31 protein-coding genes are annotated in these 25,319 nt (G+C 59.5%); 14 read left to right on the forward strand and 17 right to left on the reverse strand.

All coding sequences use genetic code 11. The annotated features are described in order from the left end of the window. The first annotated feature begins 284 nt into the window (after positions 1 to 284). The 6 genes from Q7U76_07165 to Q7U76_07190 all read left to right on the forward strand — a co-directional run bounded on the left by Q7U76_07165 (position 285) and on the right by Q7U76_07190 (position 3,691). Positions 285 to 800, forward strand: a complete 516-nt coding sequence (locus tag Q7U76_07165; GenBank protein MDO8356151.1) for a hypothetical protein — start codon at positions 285 to 287, stop codon at positions 798 to 800. Positions 801 to 814: 14 nt separating this feature from the next. After that, positions 815 to 1,297 carry a hemerythrin domain-containing protein gene (locus Q7U76_07170; GenBank protein ID MDO8356152.1) on the forward strand — a complete coding sequence of 161 codons (483 nt, stop codon included), beginning with the start codon at positions 815 to 817 and terminating at the stop codon, positions 1,295 to 1,297. A gap of 11 nt (positions 1,298 to 1,308) precedes the next feature. Further along, positions 1,309 to 1,860, forward strand: coding sequence for a hypothetical protein (locus tag Q7U76_07175; protein MDO8356153.1), 552 nt, complete (start codon positions 1,309 to 1,311; stop codon positions 1,858 to 1,860). Between the two features lie 171 nt (positions 1,861 to 2,031). Next, positions 2,032 to 2,469: a cytochrome c gene (locus tag Q7U76_07180; protein ID MDO8356154.1), complete on the forward strand. Its 438-nt coding sequence runs from the start codon at positions 2,032 to 2,034 to the stop codon at positions 2,467 to 2,469. Positions 2,470 to 2,532: 63 nt separating this feature from the next. Beyond that, entirely contained in the window at positions 2,533 to 3,105 is a 573-nt protein-coding gene (locus tag Q7U76_07185) for a nuclear transport factor 2 family protein (GenBank protein MDO8356155.1), read from the forward strand. A gap of 205 nt (positions 3,106 to 3,310) precedes the next feature. Beyond that, positions 3,311 to 3,691, forward strand: a complete 381-nt coding sequence (locus Q7U76_07190) for a cytochrome c (GenBank protein ID MDO8356156.1) — start codon at positions 3,311 to 3,313, stop codon at positions 3,689 to 3,691. Between the two features lie 43 nt (positions 3,692 to 3,734). Here Q7U76_07190 and Q7U76_07195 read toward each other — a convergent pair whose 3' ends face one another. The 16 genes from Q7U76_07195 to Q7U76_07270 all read right to left on the reverse strand — a co-directional run bounded on the left by Q7U76_07195 (position 3,735) and on the right by Q7U76_07270 (position 15,301). Further along, on the reverse strand, positions 3,735 to 5,906 hold the full coding sequence (locus tag Q7U76_07195; GenBank protein ID MDO8356157.1) for an acetate--CoA ligase family protein: 2,172 nt from the start codon (positions 5,904 to 5,906) through the stop codon (positions 3,735 to 3,737). Positions 5,907 to 6,002: 96 nt separating this feature from the next. After that, positions 6,003 to 6,365: a cytochrome c gene (locus Q7U76_07200; GenBank protein ID MDO8356158.1), complete on the reverse strand. Its 363-nt coding sequence runs from the start codon at positions 6,363 to 6,365 to the stop codon at positions 6,003 to 6,005. A gap of 38 nt (positions 6,366 to 6,403) precedes the next feature. Further along, positions 6,404 to 7,264, reverse strand: a complete 861-nt coding sequence (locus Q7U76_07205) for a universal stress protein (protein ID MDO8356159.1) — start codon at positions 7,262 to 7,264, stop codon at positions 6,404 to 6,406. A 27-nt stretch (positions 7,265 to 7,291) separates the two neighbouring features. Beyond that, the gene (locus Q7U76_07210) at positions 7,292 to 7,963 is read right to left on the reverse strand and encodes a phosphoribosyltransferase family protein (protein MDO8356160.1); all 672 of its coding nucleotides are present in this window, start codon (positions 7,961 to 7,963) and stop codon (positions 7,292 to 7,294) included. Beyond that, complete coding sequence (locus Q7U76_07215) at positions 7,960 to 8,181, reverse strand: hypothetical protein (GenBank protein MDO8356161.1); 222 nt, start codon at positions 8,179 to 8,181, stop codon at positions 7,960 to 7,962. The genes Q7U76_07210 and Q7U76_07215 overlap by 4 nt, the downstream gene beginning before the upstream one ends. Positions 8,182 to 8,496: 315 nt before the next feature. Beyond that, positions 8,497 to 9,354, reverse strand: a complete 858-nt coding sequence (locus Q7U76_07220; protein ID MDO8356162.1) for a universal stress protein — start codon at positions 9,352 to 9,354, stop codon at positions 8,497 to 8,499. Positions 9,355 to 9,378: 24 nt separating this feature from the next. After that, a complete protein-coding gene (locus Q7U76_07225; protein ID MDO8356163.1) occupies positions 9,379 to 9,945 on the reverse strand; it encodes a hypothetical protein in 567 nt (188 codons plus the stop codon). Positions 9,946 to 9,968: 23 nt separating this feature from the next. Further along, positions 9,969 to 10,469, reverse strand: coding sequence for a BCAM0308 family protein (locus Q7U76_07230; protein MDO8356164.1), 501 nt, complete (start codon positions 10,467 to 10,469; stop codon positions 9,969 to 9,971). Positions 10,470 to 10,503: 34 nt separating this feature from the next. After that, a complete protein-coding gene (locus tag Q7U76_07235; GenBank protein ID MDO8356165.1) occupies positions 10,504 to 11,184 on the reverse strand; it encodes a phosphoribosyltransferase in 681 nt (226 codons plus the stop codon). Between the two features lie 37 nt (positions 11,185 to 11,221). Beyond that, positions 11,222 to 11,377 carry a hypothetical protein gene (locus tag Q7U76_07240; protein MDO8356166.1) on the reverse strand — a complete coding sequence of 52 codons (156 nt, stop codon included), beginning with the start codon at positions 11,375 to 11,377 and terminating at the stop codon, positions 11,222 to 11,224. A 173-nt stretch (positions 11,378 to 11,550) separates the two neighbouring features. Further along, entirely contained in the window at positions 11,551 to 12,024 is a 474-nt protein-coding gene (locus tag Q7U76_07245; GenBank protein MDO8356167.1) for an Hsp20/alpha crystallin family protein, read from the reverse strand. A gap of 577 nt (positions 12,025 to 12,601) precedes the next feature. Beyond that, positions 12,602 to 12,853, reverse strand: a complete 252-nt coding sequence (locus Q7U76_07250; GenBank protein MDO8356168.1) for a DUF2934 domain-containing protein — start codon at positions 12,851 to 12,853, stop codon at positions 12,602 to 12,604. Positions 12,854 to 12,871: 18 nt separating this feature from the next. Beyond that, positions 12,872 to 13,876 (reverse strand): sugar phosphate nucleotidyltransferase, encoded by a 1,005-nt coding sequence (locus Q7U76_07255; GenBank protein MDO8356169.1) that lies wholly within the window; start codon positions 13,874 to 13,876, stop codon positions 12,872 to 12,874. A 41-nt stretch (positions 13,877 to 13,917) separates the two neighbouring features. Then, positions 13,918 to 14,298: a hypothetical protein gene (locus Q7U76_07260; GenBank protein ID MDO8356170.1), complete on the reverse strand. Its 381-nt coding sequence runs from the start codon at positions 14,296 to 14,298 to the stop codon at positions 13,918 to 13,920. Then, the gene (locus tag Q7U76_07265; GenBank protein MDO8356171.1) at positions 14,295 to 14,588 is read right to left on the reverse strand and encodes a hypothetical protein; all 294 of its coding nucleotides are present in this window, start codon (positions 14,586 to 14,588) and stop codon (positions 14,295 to 14,297) included. The genes Q7U76_07260 and Q7U76_07265 overlap by 4 nt, the downstream gene beginning before the upstream one ends. Before the next feature lie 473 nt (positions 14,589 to 15,061). After that, positions 15,062 to 15,301, reverse strand: a complete 240-nt coding sequence (locus tag Q7U76_07270) for a hypothetical protein (GenBank protein MDO8356172.1) — start codon at positions 15,299 to 15,301, stop codon at positions 15,062 to 15,064. A gap of 236 nt (positions 15,302 to 15,537) precedes the next feature. Here Q7U76_07270 and Q7U76_07275 point away from each other — a divergent pair, with 236 nt between their 5' ends. The 8 genes from Q7U76_07275 (at position 15,538) to Q7U76_07310 (ending at position 24,339) form a co-directional block, all read left to right on the forward strand. Continuing rightward, the gene (locus Q7U76_07275; protein MDO8356173.1) at positions 15,538 to 18,573 is read left to right on the forward strand and encodes a CheR family methyltransferase; all 3,036 of its coding nucleotides are present in this window, start codon (positions 15,538 to 15,540) and stop codon (positions 18,571 to 18,573) included. Between the two features lie 63 nt (positions 18,574 to 18,636). Further along, the gene (locus Q7U76_07280) at positions 18,637 to 20,691 is read left to right on the forward strand and encodes a PAS domain S-box protein (GenBank protein MDO8356174.1); all 2,055 of its coding nucleotides are present in this window, start codon (positions 18,637 to 18,639) and stop codon (positions 20,689 to 20,691) included. Continuing rightward, on the forward strand, positions 20,688 to 21,335 hold the full coding sequence (locus tag Q7U76_07285; protein MDO8356175.1) for a response regulator transcription factor: 648 nt from the start codon (positions 20,688 to 20,690) through the stop codon (positions 21,333 to 21,335). Before Q7U76_07280 ends, Q7U76_07285 begins: the two co-directional genes overlap by 4 nt. 295 nt (positions 21,336 to 21,630) lie before the next feature. Continuing rightward, positions 21,631 to 22,083, forward strand: coding sequence for a response regulator transcription factor (locus Q7U76_07290; GenBank protein MDO8356176.1), 453 nt, complete (start codon positions 21,631 to 21,633; stop codon positions 22,081 to 22,083). Positions 22,084 to 22,134: 51 nt separating this feature from the next. Next, complete coding sequence (locus tag Q7U76_07295; protein ID MDO8356177.1) at positions 22,135 to 22,602, forward strand: hypothetical protein; 468 nt, start codon at positions 22,135 to 22,137, stop codon at positions 22,600 to 22,602. Next, positions 22,599 to 22,724, forward strand: a complete 126-nt coding sequence (locus tag Q7U76_07300) for a hypothetical protein (GenBank protein ID MDO8356178.1) — start codon at positions 22,599 to 22,601, stop codon at positions 22,722 to 22,724. The genes Q7U76_07295 and Q7U76_07300 overlap by 4 nt, the downstream gene beginning before the upstream one ends. A gap of 140 nt (positions 22,725 to 22,864) precedes the next feature. Continuing rightward, positions 22,865 to 23,773 (forward strand): diaminopimelate dehydrogenase, encoded by a 909-nt coding sequence (locus tag Q7U76_07305; protein MDO8356179.1) that lies wholly within the window; start codon positions 22,865 to 22,867, stop codon positions 23,771 to 23,773. 2 nt (positions 23,774 to 23,775) lie between these two features. Beyond that, positions 23,776 to 24,339: a BON domain-containing protein gene (locus Q7U76_07310; GenBank protein ID MDO8356180.1), complete on the forward strand. Its 564-nt coding sequence runs from the start codon at positions 23,776 to 23,778 to the stop codon at positions 24,337 to 24,339. A 99-nt stretch (positions 24,340 to 24,438) separates the two neighbouring features. On the opposite strand, the gene Q7U76_07315 is transcribed toward Q7U76_07310, so the two are convergent. Then, on the reverse strand, positions 24,439 to 25,290 hold the full coding sequence (locus Q7U76_07315) for a CBS domain-containing protein (protein MDO8356181.1): 852 nt from the start codon (positions 25,288 to 25,290) through the stop codon (positions 24,439 to 24,441). Positions 25,291 to 25,319: the final 29 nt, after the last annotated feature.

A 25,319-nucleotide genomic window follows, 5' to 3' on the forward strand; every position in this document is an offset into this window, starting at 1 on the left:
TTGTGCGCCAGTGCTACTCGGACTGTTGGAGCAAATGACCCCATTCTCCCTGCTCCCGTTTCACGGTTGCTTGCCAAGTTGTTGTCTCTACAAAACAATCACTCTGCTTATGATCTGCATGGCAGCGGCATGCCCATTGCTCACTATTGTATAAAGTCGGTCGGGCATCAGTCAGATCGGCGGGAGGCGGCGAGCATGCTCTGAACAGGATTGAGAGAACGACACCAGGCTATATATCTGGTCTGATGAGGCTAACTGGTTGATGTGATTGAAAGAGGTTCGAAATGTCTTGGATTGCTCCTCTGCCATTATATAGAGGCAAGCAGGCCTTCCTGAGAGGGGCGGCTTTGGGGGTGCTTTGTAGTCTGTTATCGGCTGGTTGCACCGAGGTCGAACATCACCACGGAGGGCAGCCGTCGAATCCCTATCTCACCTCCGACACCAGGCATCCCATTCCACTGTCGTTCCCGGCCGGGAAAGAACATCGCGCGGTGATGATGCAGCACCTGGAAACCATTCAGGTGATCGTAAATGCGTTGGTTGAAGAGGACTATGAGTTGGCGAAAGGTCTGACCGAATCGCACCTGGGTTTTTTTATGCACCGGCAGGCGATGGCGCATCAGCAGCCCGAGAATTTTCCGCCCGCCTACCACGACTTGGCCATGGCGCATCATGAAGCGGCAGAAACACTCGCCCGGATCATTCCCACAAAAGACCTGAAGCAGATCTTGCCCCAGCTCAATAATGTGTTGAAAGCCTGTGTAGCCTGTCATCTGGAATACAAACTGAGAACCTCATAGGGAAGGAGCATCTCATGCCCGAACGCACGATCAGCAGCATGTTCGATGAAGATCATGACCGGCTGGATGAGCTGTTCAAGTCGTTTCATCTGCTGAAACGGATGGATCCCGCCAAAGCTCAAAAGGCATTTGTCGATTTCAAGATCGGGCTCCAGCGGCATATGGTCTGGGAGGAAGACGTGTTGTTTCCGTTGTGGGAGAAAAAAACAGGCATGACCGAAGGAGGCCCCACCTTCGTCATGCGACAGGAACACCGCGAGATCGGAGAATGTTTGGATGCGATCGATCGCAAGGTGCAGGCGCAGAACCCAGAAAGCGATCAGGAAGAACAGGCATTTATGGATATGCTTGAACGGCACAACATGACGGAAGAGGAGGTTCTCTATTCGGCGATCGACAGGGCGACGAGCATGGACGAGCGTGAAACGGTATTTCAGGCTATGAACAAAATTCCGGAAGCGCGCTATAAAGCCGGTTCTGGAGCGAAGCAGGCCTGAGAGGCACATCTATGACTATTCCGCTCAAACTTGAAGGCGCGTTCTCAAGCAAGGAGGCCTTGCATGAGATGATTCTGCATCGAAAGGTCTGTTTCGATCATGACCCTTTCTACGTCAAAGATGGGACGGGGCACATCGTCCAGATCGGGTTTCAACTCAACCTCTATGCGGCCTTTGACGATCCTCGCCACCTGCCGCTCGGCGACGATCCGGAGCATCATGAGCTGGTGGGGGACCTCCATCGTCTCTGCCGTGTGTTCTTCCAATCGTTAGACCTGCTCAAGCCCTGTGAACATCCCGATCCGCCCGCTCATCGCGTGGTGTTCTCGCCTGAGCGGAAAAACAGGGCCGAGGTCCTTCTTCAGATCCCGATCTTCGATCGTGCCCACTTCGGTGCGAAATCCGATCGTCACGTGCAGGAGCTTCTTGCCATTACGGAATGTTTGCTGAAGCAACTGGGTGCCAGACGAGGATGCTGGGAGGAGCAGAAGCGCGAGTCCTTGACCGCTGAGGAGTCCTGCGAGGGCCATGTGGCTGCCGCCGAAGCAGCGAGGAGTTCATGAGCCTGCAGCCGGTAGCCCGTCGCGTTCCCATCGTGACCGGATAATAAACTGTGGCAGCCCCATGTGGGCGGGCAGTGAGAGATTGAGGACGATGAGCAGGGAAAATAGTTGAGCGGGCGAACTGCCATCAAATGAGACAGCGCTGGGTGTAGCGGACAAAGGGAGATTCCAATGAGGCGACTATCCTACATCGGGCTTGTCATGCTGGGGCTCGTACTATGCGGCGGAAACCTCGTTCAGGCCGGTCGGCAAGCGCCTAACAGTTCGGCGACGGCTCAAGCTGATGCCGAGCGGGGCCGGGCGGTCTTCAACGGGAAAGGCGTCTGTTCCTACTGCCATGGCATCGATGGGAGGAAGGACCAACGACCGGAGCTCGCAGCCGATACCGCCGCGCTCATCGAGCAACTCAATCCTCCACCATCCGACCTCAGGAATCGGAAGGGGCTCCGATTGGCCAGCGACAAAGCTCGATTCAACGCCATCCGCGAAGGCCATCCCGGCACTGGCATGTTTCCCGACACCACCATGACAACTCAAGAGCTCACAGACACCTTGGCCTATTTGGCCGTACTCAGGCAGCAGGACTCGAAGAAGACCAGTAAGCCGTAGGCTGGATGAAGGCGAAAGGTATTGGCACGAGCCCATCACGGTCAATCACAAAGGGAGGACACCATGTACATCCGGCACTCACGACTCGCGTGTGGAGTATTATTGCTCGGCGTCACCGTTGTTTCCCAGGGATGTCAAACCTCCGCTCCCCCCATTGCTTCTGACGTCAGCGGCACGCACGTGTCCCAAGGGGCGGATCTTCAAGGAGATGAAAAACAGATTCAGGCCATCTTGGCCATGTTTAAAAAAGCCGAGGAAGCTGTGCACCGTAAGGATCTGGACGCATTAATGGCGCTCTATGCCGACGATTACAAGCATGGCGGGTACAACAAGGACGGGGTGCGAGCGGTGTGGAGCGATCTGTTCGCCCGTCATCGCGATTTTGCAGGAGCCCATATTTTTTCGAAGATCAAGGTGGAGCCCGGCAAACCGATACCGCTGGCCCATGTCACGTGCACGGGCGGTCTCTGGGCAGTTTCCGATGAGACAGGTCAACGCGTGAATATCGATAGTTGGTATGGCGAGGTCCACCATGTGACGTTCGATCACGGGGCCTGGCATCTGGCCGGAACGTTTTGGGAAATTCCGCGAGGCAAAGAGTCGCGTCCTGCCTTCTTGCCCCATCCCTTCTTCTGATCCTACGAAGGGATCAGTGAAACGCGGCACGCTCAGTGACGACCGGGCTCCGGTATCAGCCGGAGCCCGGTTCTTTCCCCTGCTCAGGCTATCGTACGGTGCAGTATCGATGCTGACCTATCGCGCTCCTCAGGAGTGAAGGCTCCAGGAAACGTAACTGACTCAGTGCTTTCGTGACGAAGGAAGGAGAAATGGAGCTACGCCCATGCAAAAGTTGTTGATCTGTTGTGTCCTCTTTGTGTTGTTCCTGGGAGCTTCCATCAACGTGGACATGCATCTCGCTCGGGCGAGCGACGGCGGCCCACAGGGCGCCGACAAAAATAGTTTAAGCGGGATGGCTTCGAGGCATCCCATGGGGGACAGTAAACGAGGAGAGGGACTCTACAACGCCAGTTGCGTCGTCTGCCATGGCTCACGAGCGGCAGGAGGGATCGGCCCTCGATTGGCGGGGAATCCCGTGCTGTCGAACGAGCAGGCATTCTGGAAAGTTGTCTCCGAAGGGCGGCATGTGATGCCGCCATTGAAGGACGCGGTGACCAAGCGACAGATGGCCGACATCCAGGCCTGGCTGAAGACGCTGCCGTGACGTCTTACGCGCAGACTCCTCTCTATGGGTGAACCCTCACCCCCTAAATCTTTGGAGATGCGTTCGAATCAATCCTTATCCTGGCGTCGACAATCTTGCATCCTCTTCCTTTCGGCTGAGCGAAGACCGGATTCAAGTCGAGTTCGCTGATTTCTGGAATCTCTTCGACCAGCCAAGAAATTCGCAACAGCACCTCCTCGATCGCCTCCACATCTGCTGCCGGTTGGCCTCGGTATTCTTGCAGCAATCGATAGCCTTTAATCTCGCGCACCATCTGAGCTGCGTCGCGGTCGGTGAGGGGAGTGATCCGGAACTGCACATCGTTGAGAATTTCGACGTGGATGCCGCCCAGGCCGAAGGCGAGGAGGGGACCGAAGAGCGGATCGCGGGTCATGCCGACCATCACTTCTACGCCACCTGACAGCATCGGCTGGATCAGCACTCCTTCCATTGCATCCAACTTGTGATCCTGTGCGAGTCTGGACCTGATTGCTTCAAAGGCGGCGAGAACGGCTTGCTCATCAACCAGGTTCAAACGCACCGCGCCGATCTCGGTCTTGTGAACGATCTTATGAGACGCGAGCTTTAGCGCTACGGGAAAGCCGATCTTGCTTGCCAGCTTCACTGCCTCTTCTGCGCTGGTTGCCACTGAACCTTGGACGAGAGGCAATTTCATCGCTGTGAGGAGGGCATGGGTTTCTTCTGTGGTGAGCCAGCCCGATCCGCGTTCTGATAACGCTTTGGCGCAGATCGATTTGGCTTTCGAGAGATCGGCATCCGCATAACTGGGCGCTTGCCCTGCTGGCTGTCGTTTCCAGGATTCATAGGCCACGGCACGGCTGATGATGCGGGCTGGGATCTCAGGGTGCGGGTAGGTGGGAATGGTTTCTCCCTCGACAGTGAACGCTCGCTCCAAGTCTCCTTCTGCCATCCAACAGATGTAGACCGGTTTGTTCCGTCCTGTGGCCAGCCGAGCTATGCTGATTCCCCTGGTGATTCCTGCTGCCACCGGGTCATTGTCTTTTACTCTGACCGATACGTGCATGATGATGAGGGCGTCGATCTCGTTTGCTTTGAGCATGGTTTCAACGGCCTGCGCATGTTGATCTTCTGTGGCAAAGCCGATGACATCGACAGGATTTCTGAGCGCCGCTGTGGGAGGAAGAAAAGACGCAAGTGCGCATTGTGTTTGCTGGGACAATTCCGATACGGTTAATCCTTCTGCCGCGCAACTGTCGGCGCAGAGGACACCAGGGCCGCCGGAATTCGTCAGGATGCCGACGTTGCGACCGGCAGGGATTCGTTGAGCTGAGAGACCGGTAGCCAATGCCAGAAACTCTTCCAATGTTTTCGCCCGGATCACCCCACATCGTGTGAACAACGCATCAACGGCTGTGTCGTTCGTGGCCATGGCCGCAGTGTGTGAGCCTGCAGCAGATTGGCCGGCCTCTGTCCGGCCCGCTTTCAGTACGACGATCGGTTTCTTTCTTCCTACTCGCTCGGCGATCTGTCTGAACCTCTGAGGATCGACGACGGTTTCGAGATACAGCAGAATCACGTCGGTGGCTGGGTCCTGTTCCCAGTACTCCAGAAGATCGTTGACGGTGACGTCCGCATGGTTTCCGACGCTGACGAAGCTGGACAGTCCGAGATTCAATCGGCTGGCTGCCGTCACCACGGCGAGCCCGAGGCCGCCGCTTTCCGAGGCGATGGCGACTCGACCGGCGGGAGGGAATATTGGCGTATAGGTCGCGTTGAGACGCACGGCAGGATCGAGGTTCATGAGTCCGAAACAATTTGGCCCGATCAGGCGTATCCCGTGCAGACGGACTTTTTCTTGCAGCTGCTGTTCGAGCGAGATCCCTAATGTGCCGGTTTCAGCAAATCCCGCCGTGATGAGGATGGCTGCCGGAACCTGCTTCGCGGCGCAGTCGTCGATGACAGCGAGGACTGCGTTGGGAGGCACAGCGATGAGGGCAAGATCGACAGGGCCTGGAATAGCTCTCAGCGAGGGAAAGACTGGAAGCCCTGCAATCTCGGTTGCATGAGGATTGACCGGGACGATCGTTCCGGCGAAGCGGCTTCCCAGCAAGGATTCAAGCAGCCGGTAGCCGATGTGTGATGTCTCGCGCGACGCACCGATGACGGCAACGGAACGAGGATGAAACAACGGCTTCAGCGAATCAACTGTGGAACGGTGTGGGGATTGAGGCATGACGAAATAGACTGTTCTTTCCGGTCTGAACGGTCAAGAGGAGCGCTGTGACGAAGCGTCGGGGGCGAGCTCATGTCGCCATTGCCACGCAGGACGTCAGCTGAGCGGGTCGAATGGCGCCATCATTCGCACATAGGCCAGCACATCCATCACTTGCTGATCGGTGAGCTTTCCCCGGAACCCGTGCATGGGGGTAAAGGCGGCCCCGTGCGAGATCGTAATCAGGAGTTCCCAATCGGTTTTGGATCGCGAGGCGATAGCCTGAAGGTTGGCAGGGCGCATGATCAGATACTGTCCCTCCGGTCCGTTCCCGTCTAACTTCTCCCCGTGACAGCGCAGGCAATTCTTTTCATAGACCACTTGGCCTGCTTGAGGATTCCCACGCACCGCTTGGGCTGCGACCCATGTGCTGCATCCTATCACCAGTACCAACGCGCTCAGTATCACTCGAATGTTCATAGCCCTGCATCCTTTCATCAATGAATCGTTGAGGACGGTCAGCGCACCACGAGCACGGAGCAGCCGGCCCGATGCACGATCCCGTGCGAGACGCTGCCCATCAAAAATCGATCGAGTCCCTTCCGTCCATGGGAACTGACCACGATGAGGTCGTGGGTTTTTCCCGCTTCACATATGGTCGTCACAGGGTCACCCATGCGGACATCCGTGGTGACGTTGAACTCTGGGCCCGCCAACGCTTTGGCCGTGTCGCTCACGGTCTGTTGAGCCTGCCGCTTCCGTTCCTCGGACCAGCCTTGAAATCCCACCATCACGTGAGGTTCGACGATGGCGAGCGAGGGCACGACCGAGAGGATCGTGAGGGCCACGGGATTCTTGAAGGGATGCGCCCTCAGCCAGGCTTGCTGACGGATGGCATCTTCTCGGCCTTCCACTGCCATGAGGACACGAGCGATGGGTCGAGCCTTTCCTTTCACGATCAAGGTCGGGAGTGTGGCATGGAGCAGGATATGGTGCGAAATGCTGCCGACGAACAATTCCGTCACCCGACTGTGGTCGTGAGTGCCCACGGCGATGAGGTCGGCCTTCGCAGCCGTCGCGCTGTCGAGAATGAAGGCGGCCGGATGCTGGACTTCGCACAAGGTCTTGATAGAGGGAGTCTCGACCGGCAGCAAGGTGCGGCAGCGTTCAACGGCCTGGCGACCGGCCTCCATCAAGGCATGACGGAATTCGTCGTACCCTTGCAGGTTGGCGGCTTCGGCGACGATGGGATAGTGAAACATGCCTAGGTCGACGCCATGAACGAGGACGACCTCGTCCGGGCGGTAGAGCAAGCCCACCTGCGCCACTGCCGCAAAGGCTTCGTCCGACCAATCGATACCAACCACAATGTTCATCATCTGCGATGTCTCCCTGGTTCGTTCGCGTTACGTCCGAGAGAACGATGGCGATCTGGCGCGTTCGCGATGCGCCGCTTCCAGCAGGGCTAAGACCTGCTCATCAGTCACTGGCTCAAAGTCTGCGTAGAGGGCTCCGACAGACGAGAACGGCTCCGGTGTTGTGAGGATCACGCATTGGTCGACCAGCGGACATATGCGCGAACTTTTATCGCTTGGCGCGACAGGCATGGCGACAATCACACGACGGGGGGAGAGGGCGGCCATGGACGTGATCGTGGCGAAGAGCGTCGCTCCTGTCGCGATACCGTCGTCGACAAGGATGACTGTCCGGTTGGCCAGAGCGGAGAGCGGTCGTCCTTGGCGATAGAGCGTCCGCTGCCGCCGAAGTTCCCCTTCTTCCCCCAGAACCAGTTCCTGGATGTCTTCGCCGGATAGTCGACAGGCGTCGGCTGTCTCCTGGTTCACATACAAGGCACCCGTTTCGCTGACAGCCCCGACCGCACAGTCCGGGTTATTGACGGTGCGGAGCTTGCGCGTCAGAAAGACTTCCAGCGGCAGGTGCAAGGCCACGCTCAGTTCGTAGCCGACGACCACCCCGCCACGTGGAAGGGCGAGAATGACGGCATTCGGATCGCCCCGGTATATAGCCAGCTCCTTGGCCAACAAGACACCCGCATGAGCCCGATCGCGAAATGTCATAACAGACCCTTCCGTGCGGTTGGTTGCGTCACGATGTAATAGCTTGGTCGTTGCTGTGTCAGGCAGACCTGCCCGTCCCGACTCAACCGATCAACTTCGAGAAAGACCTGATTCCATGTCAGCCCTCGACAATTGAAGACGATGTCTTCCAGGTTGCAGCCGGGTGAGCGGGCAATGACATTCAGAATGGTGGTAGTGGTCGCTGATGGCACTGTCATGAAAGCCTCTGTTTTCAGTTCACGCGTACCTGCAACAAGTGCATCATGAATGCCAGGCAATAGTCGGTGGAGCAATTGCAGCAACTCCGCATTGGTACGGCAGTCTCGTCTATGTCGAGAGATCTCGGCTGGATAACACTGGGGCATTACGGGGCAGAGCGGTGGCGAGGCACTGTCGCCTCTTTCCGCATTGGGCGGCAGAGCGGGGATAGGTCTGTCTGGTTTATTGGTCTATCTGGTCGGTCAGGTTTACGAGATGGACAAGACAGACCGGATAGACCAGTCTCTTCGCACGTGGCATCCTGTTAGGCGTAGTTACCTCACCACCAGCACCGGACAGGCGACCCGATGGACGAGGCTGTGCGACACGCTGCCGAGCAGGAAACGTGCGACCCCTCGACGGCTGTGCGACCCCACAATGAGGAGGTCGAATTCTGACGCACGAGCGGCGACCGTCTGGGCCGGGTCGCCGCTCAATACCTGGACGGACACCGTGGAGGAGGGCCCCATCAGCGCGGCGGCCGTCGTCTTGACCAGATCTTCTGCTGAGTGATTCGCGATATCCGCCCAGCGTTCGAAGTGTGCCATGTTGGAGGGGTCGGCAAGCTGCAGTGACGGGACGACGGTGAGGATCGAGAGTTCCACCGGATCGCGGAATGGATGTGCGGTCAACCAGTCGCGAATCATCTGTGCGTCCTGGCGGCCTTCGAGGGCGATTAAGGCACGGCGGATTCTCTTCGGAGGGCCCTTCACGATCAGCGTCGTTCTCGTTCCGTGGGCCAAGACCCGATGGGAGACGCTGCCGAGCACCAATTCAGCCAGTTTACCGCGCCCGCGAGCGCCCATCACCACCAGCTCCGCATCGGCCTTTTCCGCCTGATCGAGCACGATACGGGCCGGCGATCCGATTTCGCGCACCTGCGTGACGGCGATCCCGTTGGATGGGATTAAGGCGGCAGTCCGTTGGAGCAATTCCTGGCCCGCATCCATCATCGCCTGCCGAAACTCCTCGTATCCCTGCAGCGCGGCGGCGCCGGCGACAGCAGGATATTCGTAGACGCCCAAGTCCACTCCATGCACCAGGGTCATTGTTGTTGGACGAAATAAGAGGAGGGTCTGTTGAACGGCCGAAAATGACTGGTCCGACCAGTCGATGCCGATGGCGATGCGCATAGAGCGGTCCTTTCCTGTCGACGCTTAGAACAATGGATGGGGTGCGGTTCCGAACGGCAGCACTTTGGGCGAGTCGCCCACATTGCCCCGAATCCGCCATCCGGCATGTTCAAAGGTCAGGTAATGCACTTCTTCATACCAGCTGTCGATCGGCACCCGGAGCCCACTGATCTTCGAGAGGCCCGACAAGCTCCCCGTGCAGGTCACTTCGAGAATGGTATTGGAGCCCGCTCCCACCTTGACGATCTTCGAAAAGAAATGCACTTCGCTGATATCGCGGTATTCCTCGAATAGGTCGGACCAGATCTTCCGCACATCCGCCTGTTTCAACCCATGATAGTTGTACTGGGTGGCGTAGAGCGCCATGACGCCGTCCAGATTACCCGCCGCGACGGCGGCTTCAGCTTTATGAAACACATCCAGGATCTGCTTGACGGTGGCCTCATCCACTTCGACGAGCGCGCCCTGTGGAATGGACGTCGCCGCCTGACCTGTCGCGCCGGTCGCCAGGCTGAGTGCAGCGACCAGGGCAAGGAGCCAGCGACGGGGACCGGCGGACTGTTTCGACATCCTGCGAGGGTTGGCGGTCATAGAGTTCTCCTCAACGGTTGCGCTTAGCGAGTCCATGTGACCCGTATGAATTGTTCATCCTGGTCGTAATGCAATTCCAGTTCCCCGTGGTAGGCCTGTTTCAGCGCCTCGCCGATGCGCCGGGGCAGGTGGGTATCGGTCGTCGAAATGACCAGGCCCTCAGGTTGTGATTCAATCCCCATGATCCGGGAGAGCGGATGTTCCTTTTTTCCCTTCTCTTCCATGTTTCTGACGACACCGATCAGCTGATCGTGCTGGGTATCTTTGAACGGGCCTTTGATCGTGACGAGGCCCTTGGGATATTTATCGTGAATGCGGTGACAAGCCGGGCAGAGCGTCTCGTGTGCGCCGGCCGGTTTCGCGTCCCAGGTCCAGCGACCCTGGTGAAAGACTGCGCCGCATGTCGGACAGATCGTGGGCTCCTTGAGCTTTCCTTGCAGTTTATAGGAGTCGTGTTCGTCCTCTTGATAGGTTTTGTCTCTGCGCGTTCCCAACCCAGACGGAATCTTGGAATGTGTGGACATGGTGACGACTCTCCTCCTTGGCGAATAAGACGAGTTACGAAGCTGGCGACGAGGGCATGCGTGTGAGCATCGCCTCCTCGGCCAGATTTAAGTATTCCACGACGTCGCGATCCTCGACTTGTGTGAAGTCTACGAAGAAATTCCCCACGGCTTCGAACGGGTCCGGCGTCATGAGTATCACCAGCTCGTCCACATGTGAGCGAACCTCACGGATCGTCGACGGGGGACCGACCGGAATCACGCCCACCAGGCGGCGCGGCTGCAGATTTCGAATCGCGAGCGCCGAAGCCATGAACGTCGAGCCTGTGGCGATGCCGTCGTCGACCAAGAGCACCGTGCGCCCGGTGAGGAGCGGCAGCGGCCGCCCCTGCCGGTACAAGTTCTTACGTCTGGCGATCTCCTGCTCCTGGACATGGATCAATCGCTCCAGCTCGTGCCGGGAGAGGCTGAATGAGTTGATCGCCTCTTGATTCAGATAGTGCGATCCCGTCTCGGCCACCGCCCCAATGGCATATTCTGGATTGCCCGGCGCACCGATTTTTCGGGTGATGAACACATCCAGCGGAAGGTGGAGTGCCAGGCTGAGCTGATAGCCCACTGCCACACCGCCGCGGGGAAGGGCCAGAATGAGACCATGCGGGTCGTCACGATAGTGCAACAATTCAGCCACGAGCTGGCGGCCCGCCTCTTCACGGTTCTTGAAAATCACTGACACCTGTCCTTCCTGCCGTGCAGGACCATTGCTGGTGACATTAGATGAGTCCGCTCGTCACGCCCACGCCGATCAGAAACATGGCGAACAGAACCAGTAGCGCAATCAACCACCACAGATGACGGTGAGGTCCCGTGGTCATGTGATGCCAATGAATGTTCCACGGAACTTCAAGGTAGTGAGGGTGTCGGAACATCTCGCACCTCCTCTGGCTGGATGCTGAAAATGTCCACCAGCTTTGTTCTCGCATCGTTCAGCCCCTCAACGTACCCTCCGGGTACGCCTCGGGCCTTCACTCGCTGCGGCTTTGCTGGACGGCCATTTTGAGCATCCAGCAAGAGGGATTCCCCGCAGCCGTACCTGTCGCCCTTACGAGACCTTCACCTCGATCGATTTCGGTTTCGCCTTCTCCGATTTGGGCAGGTGCGCGTTCAGCACTCCGTCTTTGTATTCCGCGCTGACTTTGCTGCCGTCGGCATCATTCGGCACGGTGAAGCTGCGCATAAAGCTTCCGTATGACCGCTCGACGCGATGGTACTTCTTGCCTTTTTCCTCTTTCTCATACTTTCGTTCGCCGGAGATGCTCATCACATTGTCCTGAACCGTCAGTTTGATGTCTTCTTTCTTCACATCTGGTAGATCTGCCTTGATGACATATTCCTTGTCGTCCTCTGTAATGTCGACGCGTGGAGACCATTCGGCGACGGTCATCGCTTCCTTCCCGGTCTCGGTGCGAACCGCGGGGCGGCCCAAATAGCCGAAGAGGCGTTTTTCCATATCCTCTAATTCCTTGAATGGATTCCAGCGCGTCGTTACCGGTTCCCAACGGGTTAAGTCAGACATGAGGAACCTCCTTCTGATGGGGAATGGAATCACTTCCTGGAAGGATAACAGTGCATTGTCGGTGCCACAGAATGGTCTCGTCGGATAGTAGAGGGAGAAATGCGGTAGCAGAGGGAGTTACAGGCTGAAAACGTGAAAGAGAGAACGGTCCCATCCGGCAGGGTGAGGAGTTTTGGGCCAGCGACAAGTCAGGGAGCTGTTGCCAAATACCTCAATGGAAGGCGGGATACCGTTTCTTGAGAAGAGGAGTCCGATGGTCGCAACAGTGATGGGAGGAGGGCTTATGTGCCCTTGGTGTTCCGTTGGAGGTGCGGATCTGGCACGACGCCCCCACATTCAACGCAGCGTACTTTCCCGGCCCTGTGTTCCTCCTCCGTCACGCTGTCAGAGATCAGGCGACTATGTGTACAGGCGCAAGATGGGCTCATTGAGATGGGCTGAGGGGGTTGCTCTGACTTGTTGAGGCTCACGGTGCACCTCCGGGACGGCAAGTAGGGATCACAAGCAGATGCGGACTAGCGTAATTCTTCGGTGTCCGCAATGCAAGATACAAAATATGGCACCCTGAGGGGCCTTGTCAGGCCGACTGGACCTGACTGAGAATTTCCCGCTCCGCTTCGAGCCAATCCTCAAGCGCCGATCCATCCCGGTATCCCCGTTCACTGTAGAGCTCATAGGCTCGTTTTGCGATCGAGCTCGGGAGGTCATCGCAGGGCGACAGCGGCAGCACCTGAAATTTCTGCGCCGCCGGCTTGTTGGCTATCTGCTGCTGCTGGGGAGCCGGTGCGTTCTTTTTTGGTGTTGTGGAACGAATGCTGACGGATTTCATGGCTCTGTTCTCCTTGGATTATACGGATGACAGACTCAGGGGCAGCCCACCATTCGCTGCAACGAATGGGAAGGGGACAAATGGCCGATCGAGACAGCTCAACGGGAACGATGGTTGCCGATCGATCCGCCGCAGCGTTTCGGTAATCCGTTCCGGCTTGCCCCAGTCGCTCCAGAGCACGCCGGTCAGTTCGATGACCGCCAGACGCTCCGGGATGCGTTGCAGCAGGTGGGAGGAGAAATTCTTCGCCGGCATGTCACGGTAGATCGCCTCGAGGGCGCGCCCCTCTTCCGGCCCTCCGATGGCCTGGCCCAGCCGCTCAAAGAGCGGCATCATGTCCGGCAGGCATTGCCAGCCCAACGTCCAGAGCAAGTCCACGTTGGCGGCAAACACCAGCATGTTCCAGAGCGCGCCTGCCCGTAAGGCGGCATCGGCCTGCGCAGCGCCCGGTTTTTCCAGGAACCAGCGGACGGCTCGCACCGGTTCGTCCGGCAGTCCGGCGAGGGATGGGCCTGGGAGGATCCAACCATAGTCCAGTTCCAGCCGATCCGGGGCGACGCCCAGCATCACCAGGCGATCAGGTTGCGACTCCGCGATCCGGACCGCATGCCGGACCGCGTCGAGGAACCGCGCTTCTGGATAGACGAAATGATCCGACGGGTAGAGCACAACCGTGGCCTTCGGGGCTCTGGCGCGGATATAGGTCAAGGGTAAGAAGACACCGGCTGCCGTGTCGCGATTGGCCGGCTGGAAGAGAATCGTGCTATTTCCCCTGCCATCCAGTTGCGCCAGCGCCTCGCGGCAATGGCGATGGGCGGCCACCGTCACGATGCGCTCCGGCGGCGACAGCTTGGCCGCCCGGTCCAACGTATGCTGGAACATGGAGCGTGTGCCGACGAAGGCACAGTACTGCTTCGGGGTGGGCCGGCCCAACCAGCGATGGATCAGTGAACTCACCCGCGTGCCCTCTCCTCCCGCTAGGATGATCGACCAGAGCTGGTCCGAGGTATTTAGTAGACTCACGATGTTCGGCCCCCCTAATTGTCACAGACAGGAGTAGCGACTCAGGTATACAGGCTGAAGGCGCGTAGGCTTCGGCCTTCAGCCTGTTTTCCTACAACGGAACCATTCACCGAAACATGCCGAGGCCGTCCGGTCTGCTGAGGCCCTCTCGGGAGCCCTACTCGCGGAACTACCGGCCCGGGACCCTTCCCCCGGTTGGCCAGGATGAAGGGATCCACGCAGTCGCCGCAGTTGACGCAACGCCGGAGCGTGACCGGTGTGCCGGTGGCGTCCCGTTCCAGAGAGGCCGTGAAGCTGGTGACCAGCAAGCCGCCGCACCGCAGGCAGGATAGGCCAGGCAGTGCCGATGGCTGGGCGCGCGAGGCCAGGCTTGCTGCCTGACGGGCCGCACCGACGTTCGGATAACCGGCTAGCCGGCTCATGGCCGCGTTCCGATCTCACGAAAGTATTGCCGCATCGCCTCCTGAACTTTCGTGAAACATTCAGGGCAGTAGGTATGCGTCTGTGCGATCTCGGCCGGATCGATGCCATGGGCTGCACGATACGTTCGCTGCGTGAGCCAGCAATCGAGGCCGGGAGGATATCGCCGATCGTCGCGAATGAGTCCGCAGAGACAACAGACAGGGAGCAGCGTCGGCGCAATGAACCTGTCTCTCATGGGAACGGACGGTGATGGACGCATGGTCGGATCGAACCCCTGTTCAAGAGACATGCGCCACCTCCTTTCATGCACCAGCCGGACAGAACCAGTCACGGAGCGATGGGTGAAGTCGAATGTCAGGATGTAGGTATACGAATTCGTCGCCGTGGGGGGAACTGGGGCATTCCCCAGTTCTTCCCGAATAGGTTACTAGCAGGCTGTTGATAAAGACCGCCAGCCGGGAAACGCTGAACGATGAGTGATGAACTGTGAGCGAAAAACGATGCTCACTTCAGCGTTCAGTCGCTCGCTTGCTGCGGCCTTGCTGGACGGCCCTTCTGAACAGTCTGCCGGCGTGGAACACGAGATCTGGAGGTGGTGATGGCACCTATCGTAGATCCCGGTACGAGTGCGTACGTCAGGTCAGAGGTTGTAGCAGGCTTTCACGGGGAGGAGATCGCACGACGATGCCGGGCGCGGTCGTGCCCCGTTTTTCCTGCACAGCAATGGCTCCTTCGTTCATGGCATGACGATGCGATCCGGATTCAGCATGGCGGCAGGGGGTCTGCCTTGACAGGTTGGCGCGGTGCCAGTGAAACGAGATAGCCTGACGAGCCTGGACGCTGGAGAGTGACGATGCCGTCCCTGGTGAGCCGGTCCACCGTGGCAAATAGCTGGTTCCATGAGGAGTAGGGGAGCCGCTCGTTGAGTTCTTCGAGCGTGCAGATACCGACCTGAGCGAGCACCTGGCGGATGGCCGATTCAAGCGTATCTGTCCGAAGCATAGGATCCTCCTGAAATAGACGTCGCACTCCTGCACATCTTGTACGGGATGCGTCTGTATAGGGAAACTAGGGAGCGCCCTAGTCCTCGTCGAAGACATTACTAGAGCCTGTCAGGCCGCATTCGCGCGGCTTGTACGAACGAGAGAAAGGGCCTAGACTCTGGCCCCAGATCGGCCCTCCAGTTGCGGGCGCTGATTCCGATGCCGCGTTGTCTATCCTCTCGAGGAGTCGATCCTATGGCGGCGGCGAAGAAGACCTCTCGAACCAACGCCACGGCCGAGCGCGGCGCCACGCACAAGGCCGCCAAGCGGCAGCCGGTCAAGGGCAGACGTCCTCCGGCTGAGACCGTTCCATCGATACCTCTGCTCACAGAACCGCCCGGTTTTCTCATTGTCGGGATCGGCGCCTCCGCCGGCGGCTTGGAGGCCATGGAAGCCTTTTTCCACCACATGCCCCCCGGCAGCGGGATGGCCTTCGTCGTGGTGTCGCACCAGCATGCGGGCCATGTCAGTCTTCTCCCGAGCCTGCTCAGTAAATGCACCGCGATGCCGGTGTTGGAGGCCAAGGACGGGATGGCGGTGGAGGCCAATGGCGTCTATATGGCGCCGGGTGGCATCAATCTGGCTATCCTGCACGGCATCCTGCACTTCATGGATGCCCCGACGAAAGAACGCGTGCCGCTGCCCATCGATTATTTTTTCCGTTCGCTGGCGGAAGACCAGAAACAACGAGCCGTCGGCATCGTCCTGTCCGGGACCGGCAGCGACGGCACCGTGGGGTTGCGCACGATCAAGGCCGAGTCCGGCCTGACGATCGCGCAAGATCCGCAGTCGGCCAAGTATCAGAGCATGCCGCGCAGCGCGATCGATGCCGGGGTGGCCGATGTGGTGCAGCCGGTGGAGAAGATGGCTGAGCCGTTGCGCGCCTATGCGCGGAGCCGCACCACACCGGCGACGCTCCTGCCTGCACGTGAGGCCTCGCAGGCGCTGCATAAGATCTTCATCCTCTTGCGCGACCGGACCGGGAACGATTTCGCGCGGTATAAAGAGAATACGATTCACCGGCGCATCGAACGACGGATGAATGTGCATCAAATCGAAAATCTGAAGTCGTATCTCCGGTTTCTCCAGGCGAATCCGCACGAACTCGATGCCCTGTTTCAGGAACTGCTGATCGGCGTCACCAGTTTCTTTCGCGACCCGCAGGCCTTCGAGGTCCTCGAACAGAAAGTGCTGCCCGCGCTCGTGGAGGGCAAGCCGGAGGGTGCGATCCTGCGGCTGTGGGTGGCCGGCTGTTCCACCGGAGAGGAGGCCTATTCGCTCGCCATCCTCTTCCGGGAATTGCTGACGCAGAAGAAGCTCCGCCTCACCATCCAGATCTTTGCATCCGATCTCGACAGCCGGGCCATCGACGCGGCGCGCGCCGGCCTCTATCCGGTCGGCATCGCCGAGGACCTCACCCCGGCGCGCCTGCAGCGGTTCTTTACCAAGGAAGACAGCCGCTATCGGGTCAAGAAGGAGATTCGGGATCTGGTGGTGTTTGCCCAGCATAACCTCCTGACCGATGCCCCCTTTACGAAGCTGGATCTCCTGTCTTGCCGCAATCTCCTGATCTATCTGGATGCTCAGGCCCAGCACAACATCCTGCCGCTGTTCCACTATGCCTTGAAGCCGAACGGTGTGCTGTTTCTCGGTACCTCCGAAACGGTCGGCGAGTACGATCAGCTCTTTACCGTCATTGACCGGAAATGGAAGTTGTTCAGGCGGACGGCGGAGCTCGGCACGGTTCCTCGACTGGAACGGTTTCCCCATGGATCGATGAAAGGGACCACCGAGATCCGTGCGGAGGCGGACGCGGCTCTTCTCCCCACTCGTCCCGCCTCCATCCCCACGTTGATCCAGCAGCTCCTGGTCTCGCGGTATGCGCCGTCGGCCGTCGTGGTAAATGCTCGGGGCGAAGTCGTCTACATCCATGGGCATACCGGGGCCTATCTGGAACCGGCGCCCGGCCAGCCGACCCACCATCTGATCGAGATGGCGCGGGAAGGGTTGCGGCACGATCTGGCGGCCGCGCTCCATCAGGCCGCCGGCCAGGAGGAGGACGTCGTGCGCCGCGGACTCCGCCTGCGCGCCAACGGCGAGGTCATCCTGGTCGATCTGCTCGTGAAAAAAATTGCCGAGCCGGAGGCCCTCCGGGGCCTGCTCCTCGTGACGTTCGATACGGTGCGTCCGGGAAAGGCCGCCGTGAGCAAGGGCGTATCGGCGCGAGCGGCCGCTCCGTTGAAGAAAGGGGAGCCTGGACTGATGCAGGAATTGGAGTTCACCAAGCAGCGGTTGCAACGGACGATCGAGGAACTGCAAACCTCCAATGAAGAGCTGAAGTCCACCAACGAGGAATTGCAATCCACGAACGAAGAGCTGCAAAGCACCAACGAGGAATTGGAGACGGCGAAGGAAGAGCTGCAGTCCCTCAATGAAGAACTCCTGACGGTCAATGCCGAACTCCAGGGCAAGCTCGATGCGCTCGCAGAGGCGCACGACGATCTGCAGAACCTCTTGAACAGCACCGAGATCGCCACGATCTTTCTGGACAACGAGTTGCGCATCAAGCGGTTCACCTCGGAGGCGAAGCGGGTGAGTTGCCTGATCGCCGTCGATGTCGGACGCCCCCTGTCGGACATCGTCTCGAAGCTGGTCGATGACCGGCTGCTGGAGGATGCGCAGGACGTGCTGCAGACGCTCGTCGTCAAGGAGCGGGACGTCCAGACCACCGACGGGAGCTGGTTTGCCATGCGGATCCTGCCTTATCGCACCGGCAAGAACAGCATCGACGGACTGGTGTTGACGTTTCTCAACATCACCAAGAGCAAGGAGGCGGAGCAGGCCGTCCAGGCGACGCGCAGCGTGGCCGCCAGCATCGTCGAGACGATGCGTGAACCCCTGCTCGTCTTGGACGACCAGCTCCGCGTGGTTTTGGCCAATCAGTCCTTCTACCGGATCTTTCAGGTGCAGCCGCGCGAGGTCGAGCAGCAGCTCCTCTACCATCTCTGCGCCGGGGCCTGGAACAGGCCGGATTTACGCCATCTGCTGGAGGAGATTCTGCCGAAGAACCGCTCCTTCCAGGACTTCATTGTGGACCAGACGTTTCCTCACATCGGACGTAGGTTATTGATGCTCAATGGCCGCCGACTCGAACAGGCGCTGGTCTTACCAGGCAGAATTTTGTTGGCGATGGAAGAAGTGAAGGCCGAGGGGAAGGCTGAAGGGGGTTAGGCTGAAGGTCTGAATCCCGAACACTTCAGCCTGAACCCCTTCAGCCTAGACAGGGGTGCTGCGATGGCCAAGAAACCAGACAGACCCGCGAAGTCCACGGCGCTTCGCCGACAGGCGGAGGAACTCCTCCGGACGACCGATCGCGACGTGGCCGCCATGCCGGTCAAGGACGTGCAGCAGCTCGTGCAGGAGCTGCAAGTCCATCAGATCGAGTTGGAGATGCAGAACGAGGAGCTGTGCCGGACTCAGCTGGCACTCGAAGCGGCGCGCGATCGTTATGTGGATCTCTACGATTTTTCCCCGGCCGGCCACCTGACGCTGGATACTCAGGGCACGATTCAGGAGGCCAATCTGAGGGCCGGGACCCTGCTCGGCATCGACCGGAGGGAGCTGATCGGACAACCGCTCGCGGGAGTGATGGCAGCCGGTTATGAGGCCACGCTCCGTCGGCATTGGCAGGAGGTCTTGACGAGCGGCCGGCGGCAGACCTGTGAGGTGCTGCTCCGGAACGAGAAGGGCCTTTCGTGCTGGGTTCATCTGGAGAGCCTGGCGGTTCACGAGGAGTCCGGGCCGATCACCCATTGGCGGATGGCGCTGCTGGACGTGAGCGATCGCAAGCTGGCCGAGCAGGCGATGGAGGCGCAGCGGGCGCAGCTCGATGGGATCATTTCGTCGGCGATGGATGCCATCATCACCGTGGATGAGAAACAACGGGTATTGGTCTTCAACCGCGCGGCAGAATCCATGTTTGGCTGCCCGGCTGCCGATGCCATCGGACAGCTACTCGACCGGTTCATCCCGGAACGGTACAGGCAGGCGCACCACGGTCATATGAGCGCCTTCGCCCGGGTGGCAGTACCCGCGCGTGCGAAGGAACGAGTCGGCACGTTGTTCGGCCTTCGAGCCACCGGAGAGGAGTTTCCCTTCGAGGCCTCCATCTCTCATGTCCGGGTCGGCGGCAAGACGCTCTTCACCGTCATTCTGCGCGATATCACCGAGCGGAAGCGCGCAGAGGATGCCTTGCAGGCCAGCGACGCCTTTACCCGTTCGGTCCTGGACTCGCTCTCCGCGCGTGTCTGCGTGTTGGACAGGGACGGAGTCATCCTCCAGACGAACGAATCCTGGAAAACGTTTGTCCGCTGCAATGCGAATCCCGCGGTCGCCGGTGACGAGGTCGGGCAGAATTACCTGGACGTGTGCCGGCGAGCGAGCGCCGCTGGAGAACCGATCTCCCGGCTTATTGTCGAGGGGGTTGTCGCCGTGTTGGGGGGCAGTCAACTGAGTTTCAGCGCGGAATATGTCTGTCATTCGCCGGAGGAGGAGCGCTGGTTCCAGATGCGGGTGACGCCGTTGAAAGCGTCGAAGGGCGTCGTGGTGTCGCATACGGATATCTCACCGCGAGTACGGATGGGGTTAGAGTTGGAGCACCAGCTTCTCCTGCTTGGTCACAAACAAGAGGAGCTGGAATCCCTCACGGGGAAGCTGATCGAAGCCCAGGAACAGGAGCGCCGACGGATCGCGCGAGAACTGCACGACGACTTCAATCAACGATTGGCGGCGCTGGCCGTTGAACTAGAGACCTTAGAGCGTACGCCCGATGCCTTTCCCGAGCCGGTCGTTCAGCAACTCACCGCGGTGCGGGACCATGTCGGACAGCTCTCCGATGACCTGCACGATCTGGCGTACCGGCTGCACCCTTCGTTGCTCGAACATGTCGGTTTGGAGGTCGCCGCGCGAGACCACGTGACCGAGTTCACGAAGCGGACGGGGCTGCCCGTGACGTTGACCGCGCGAGAGGTCCCTGGGACGCTCTCGCCGGAGGTGGCCACCAATCTGTTTCGCGTGATGCAGGAGAGTCTGCAAAATGTGCTCAAACATGCCCGGGCGACCGAGGTGACGGTGAAGCTGAGCGGCTCGTCTAAAGGGATCGGTCTGTCGGTGCGCGATAACGGTCAGGGGTTCGACCTGGAGCGCACAGACGTACGCGTGCAAGGACTCGGCTTAGTGAGCATGCAAGAGCGTATGCGTCTGATGGGCGGCTTTCTCCGAATCCATTCCCTCCCAACGGATGGCACGAAAGTCTGCGCTTGGATTCCTCGTGCTCAGGAGGGCGCATGAAGAGGCCGCGCGTCCTCATGGCCGATGACCATTCGCTGATCCTCGCCGGCTTGCGGAAGTTGGTGGAGGCTGACTGCGACGTGGTGGGCACGGTGGAGGACGGGCGGGCGTTAGTGGAGGCGGCGCAGCAGCTGCGGCCGGATCTGATTCTCCTGGACATCTCGATGCCGCTCTTAAACGGGCTCGAAGCGGCCCGGCAACTCCGCACCCTGGTGCCGGACTGCAAACTCATCTTCCTCACCATGCATGCCAGCCCGACCTATGCGACCGAAGCCTTCCAGGCCGGGGCCTCCGGCTATCTCCTCAAACGGTCTGCGGCCTCGGAACTCGGTCTGGCGATCGCGTCCGTCCTTCAAGGCCAACATTATCTGACGCCGCTGCTCACGAAAGAGGTGCTGGACTCGGTTCTCAAGCCCTCCACCGGCGAGCGAGGCAATCCTGTCTCCGGCGCGCTCACCGCGCGTCAGCGCGAAGTTTTGCAGCTCGTCGCCGAAGGCCATGGCACGAAGGAGATCGCCACGATCCTCAGTGTGTCGGTGAAAACGGTGGAGTTCCATAAGTCCCGCATCATGCAGCATCTGGATCTTCACACCACGGCGGACTTGACCAAGTACGCGATTACCCACGGCATCACCGGCCTCTAGCGGGGTGCTGATGAAGAGCATATGGCGTATGGCTAATGGCTAGGAATCAGATTTGGAACTGCCGAAACCAACGATCGACTCCCCTTCCCGGCAGACGGTGCTTTTCCCGAGCCATCAGCTATACGCCATACGCTATCAGCTCCGCCCTCCCACGAGATTCGCTTTACGTTTCACGCTGCAGTTGCCCTCTAGTACGATTCTTCTGCGGTACCAGGGTTTTTCCTAGTTTCGCCGCTTCCCCAAGCCGACTACCATAACAAGAAGTTTCCCTTGTGAGAGAAGAGGACGTCACGCGATGACGAAGCCACGAATCTTGCTCGCCGATGACCATCCTGAATTATTGAGTGCGCTACGCGGCTTACTAGAAGATGGATTAGGTGAGGTGGTGGGCATGGTGACGGACGGGCAGCCGCTTATCGAAGCGGCCATCCGGCTGGAGCCGGACATTATTATCTTGGATATCTCGATGCCGACGATGAATGGGCTGGACGCCACGCGCGCCCTGCAGACCTGTGCCCCGCAGAGTAAGGTGATTGTGCTGACGGTCCATCGGGAGCCGGTCTACGTGTCCTTAGCCTTTAAGGCGGGAGCCCGCGGTTATCTCCTCAAACGAACGTCCCTCTATACGGAACTGCCTCAAGCCCTGCTGCATGTGCTCGCGGGTGAGCGCTATCTCGGGCATGGTGTGGGGGAGAGAGAGGCGTGGGAACGTGCCGAGGGAGAGAACCTGTCGACCCTGATGTCGTAACAGGGACGAGGGACGCCTAAGAGCCTGAGCGATGGAGCCAGGAAGACTGTGATGAACGGACAGGATGGCCGACAGCAGGACAGGCTGCTGCTCACGCCCCACTTCGCGGGCCATCACGACCTCCTGTTCGGAACCTTCGCCCGTGACGGCTCTGCCGACCGGGAGGGGGCCTCGTCGCTGTTGGACGACCATGCGGTCGCCCGGTTCAATCGGATACAACATGCCTATCTGTTCTCGCTGCCAGGCAGCGAGGGCGAGAGATCTCCGGTCAGCGATGGCGTAGCGGCGCCTGTCTCTCATGATCCCTTCCGCCTCGGCGCTGGTTGGCATCTCAGAATCTTTTCCCATTTTCTGAACTCCGCACGACCGTTGGTGTTCGAAACCTTTGGGGAATGGCCTCCCTTGTACCACACGGTTTGGGTGGCCTTGCTGAATGTGATGTTCCGTGACCGCGAGGAGGCCATGCTCACTCTCGTACCGTGCGGGATGGGCAGGCTGAGGCTGCTTGGCAGGACGTGAGCGAGACGATCCAGGTTCTGGCTGTTGCGTTGAGCAAGCCGGCGGCCGACGAGCGCCAATGCCAGGCCGAACATGAGCGGGTCATGACGCTCCTCGTGGCGTGGTTTCCGGAGATGGTCTGATGGGCGTGCGCGATGGACCCCCGCTCTCTCGGCAAGGACCGGTGGCTTCTCGACTTTCTGTTCGGAGCCTGTGGAAGAAGCAGTCAATGGTCTGCGATTGCAGGGCTCTGCCCGCGTGAAGGTGGAAGGTTCGCACGAGCATGAAACCATTCAATCTGGCGGTGGTGGGTTTCGGGAGAGTGGGAACGATCTGCGCGAAAGCCTTGCTCGAGAGTAAGGACCTTGTCCTGGCGGCGGTGGTCCGGCGCCAGGACAGTCTGGCGCACCCATTGCCTGAGGCGTTCCGCAAGATTCCAGTCGTGGCTCATGTGGCGCAAGTGCAGACGGTGCAGGCTGCGCTCCTCTGCGTGCCTCTGCCGCAAGTCTTGGATGCGGCGCATGAGTGTCTGCAACATGGAATCCCCATCGTCGAATCTTCCGTGCTTCACGGAGAGGCGTTTCAGGCCCATCGCGACGAGATCCACCGGCTCGCGGTTCGCCACAAAGTTCCTGCCATTGTCGGTGCCGGGTGGGATCCCGGAGCGCTGTCCATGTTCCGGTCCCTCTTCGCCCTCCTGGTTCCGGAGGGCTGCACCGAGACGTCGCATCGCGTCGGCGTGAGCCTCCACCATACGGCGATGGCCCGCCAGATTGCCGGCGTCAGGGAAGCGCTCTGCACCGAACAGCGGACAACTAACGGCAGACGACAGCGCTATGTGTACGTGGAGTTGGAACAGGGAGTCGATGCCGGTTTGGTCAGCGCAGCGATCCGCGCCGATCCTCTCTTTCTCGGTGACGAGACCCTGATATTCCCGGTTGAGCATATTGCCGCGCTTGAGCAGGAAGGGCGCGGGGTGTTGCTCGAACGTCGAGGTGTGCCGGGGCCTCTCGGGCATCAACAGGTACTGCTCGAAGCGAGGTTCGAGGTCTCTCTGCTGACGGCGCAGATGATGCTCGCGGCTGCCCGTTCGTTGTCTGGGCTGAAGCCGGGCGCCCATTCATGCATGGATCTTCCCCTCAACGCCTTGTGGGGCGAACAGCAGACAAAGGCTGAGCGGGAGTGGTTGTAGGCATGTCTCTGAATTTCAATGTCACAGATATCGTGGAGCGCTTGCATGTGACGTTTCCCGCCCACGTCATGGGCGATGGAGTGATCTTGGACGCCGTGCGTGATGCGTTGCTTCAGGAGCCGGGCCTGCAGAGTTGTACGATTCGTGTGAAGCGCGCAGGGACGTGGGACAGCGTCAGGGAGTCGGCCATGACGCCGCAGGGGGTCATTCACCTATCCGTGACAGACGGGGTTGTTCTCCTGAAGGGTCATGTCACCAGCCTCATCCAGAAGCGGCTGGCTAGCGTGCTGGCTTGGTGGGTCCCAGGGATTCGAGATGTCGGCAATGGTCTGGAGGTCGTCCCGCTGCAGGAAGATTCCGATGAGGAAATTGCGAACGCGGTGCGCCTCGTCTTGGACAAGGATCGTTTCGTGAGTGCCGAGCGCATCCGTGTGACGGTGAAGCAGGCGGTGGTCACCCTGGAAGGCGGCGCGCCCTCTGCACCGCAGGAGGAGATGGCCGAGCTCGATGCCTGGTATGTCTTCGGGGTCGACAAGGTCGACAATCGCTTGGAAGTCCGTCGGTGAAAAGAACGAACATGGGCGGGGAATCTTTTCTCGCCGGCATGGGCTCATGGAGGCTCTCGACCCCGTCTCTTTCCACTGCGGTGAGGGAGACGAGTGGCTTTATGGCTGGCGAAGGAACCGGGGTTTGTCTCTCACAGACACCATTTTGACCAGGTCCCGCACAGACACAATGCCGACCACTTTGTTGTCCTCTGTCACTGCGAGGTGGCGAATCCGTTCCTCGGCCATGAGCCGACTGGCGTCGCGAACGGTACGGTTGATGTCGATCTGAATCAGGGGATAGTTCATCACGCTCCCGACCTTGGTGCTGCCCGCAGGGAGATGGGAGGCCATCCCTTTCCTCACCACATCGGTCTCGGTCACGATTCCGACCATTTCTCCAGCCTCCATCACGAGAAGCGAGCCGATCCGCTTCTCCGCCATCGTCTGCGCCGCCTCCAGCACCGTCCGTTCACTCGCAATGGTTTCCAGCGTCTGGTGCATGAGCACGCTGAGGGGCCGGTACACATTGTCGAGGTCATGAATGGGGCCCCCTTCTGAATCGACAAAATAGCGCGCGAGATCTCGCATCGAAATGATCCCGACGATTTCATCTTTGTCCGAGACGCAGAGATAGCGGACATGGTTCGTTTCCATCAGATGGCTCGCATCCAGCATGGGGCAATCCGGTGCGATCGTCAGCAGCGGACTGGTCATGATCTGATCCACCATCGTCAGGGAAGGATCGATTCCTTTGGCGAGCACCTTTCGAATCAGGTCCGTCTCAGTCACGATCCCGGACTCGCGAGTCATCCGACCCTCTGCGTCGGTCGACTCGACCAACAGGGAGCCAAGGCTTTTCTCCCGCATGCGCTCCGCAGCCTCCACAATCGTGGTCTCGGGTGGGACGACTTCCAAGTATTGATGCATGAAATGCCCTACCGTGCTCACGGACTGCATTGTCATAGACATTCCTTTCCTTCTTGAGACCGCATGACGCT

This window comes from Nitrospirota bacterium (assembly GCA_030645475.1).
Taxonomy (GTDB): domain Bacteria; phylum Nitrospirota; class Nitrospiria; order Nitrospirales; family Nitrospiraceae; genus Palsa-1315.